This is a genomic window from Caldalkalibacillus salinus, assembly GCF_016745835.1.
GTDB lineage: Bacteria > Bacillota > Bacilli > Caldalkalibacillales > JCM-10596 > Caldalkalibacillus_A > Caldalkalibacillus_A salinus.
This window is the reverse complement of the sequence record NZ_JAERVL010000056.1, coordinates 1-668: the sequence shown is the minus strand read 5'-3', so window position 1 is coordinate 668 and position 668 is coordinate 1. Positions and strand designations below refer to the sequence as shown.

3 protein-coding genes are annotated in these 668 nt (G+C 36.1%); all 3 read right to left on the bottom strand.

What is annotated here, in order from left to right; translation table 11 throughout:
• Window positions 1-233 (bottom strand): hypothetical protein (locus JKM87_RS17640; protein ID WP_419761874.1); only part of this gene is annotated, 233 nt, incomplete at its 3' end.
• Between the two features lie 15 nt (window positions 234-248).
• Window positions 249-449 carry an AHH domain-containing protein gene (locus tag JKM87_RS18135; protein ID WP_202081783.1) on the bottom strand — a complete coding sequence of 67 codons (201 nt, stop codon included), beginning with the start codon at window positions 447-449 and terminating at the stop codon, window positions 249-251.
• A 7-nt stretch (window positions 450-456) separates the two neighbouring features.
• A partial coding sequence (locus tag JKM87_RS18130; protein WP_202081781.1) for an AHH domain-containing protein occupies window positions 457-668 on the bottom strand: 212 nt, incomplete at its 5' end.

The following is a 668-nucleotide window of genomic DNA, read 5'->3' as shown; positions in this document are numbered from 1 at the left end:
TCTAGTAAATCCATTAACGTGTTCACTGCTTTTTCACTAAAAATTGGTTTAGGATGACCAGGATAGTCAGATTTTTTCCCTTGTTCCTGTGTATATAATTTTACTGGATGCCAATTTTCTTGCATTGGCTGTCCCCTAAATCCTCTAAGCAGAAGTTTTGTATCCTCATCTGGATTTACTATTCCAAGCATATCATAACCTTCAAGTTTTTTACTTAGAATATAAACTTTCATAAATATACATCCTTTCTAATTTTCAGTATAACGACCAATAAATAATCTGCCCCTCATTAAATCCTCCCGTATACCTTGGAGTACATCTGCTGCTATTAATTGCTTCTGTGATAAAGGTAAATGGCCGTGTTTTAAGTCCATCCTTTCGAGTTGTTTATAAACATACTCGTAATAGTTCTTTGTATGACCACCGTTATGAGTAGCTACAACTAACATATTTCCATTATAATCCGGTAAGTTGTAGTGTGAATATCCTTTTTGGAAGCCACACACCATTTGCAGCTAAATTAACATCAATACCAAAATGCGATAGTATTTTTCTGGATAGAGCAGCATCAGCGTTTTTAGCCCCTGCAGCAACAATATGATGAGCATTCAAACCTGTTATTGGGTCCGCGACAGGAGGTTTCCCTAAGTTTGCGTTGGTTAATTCAT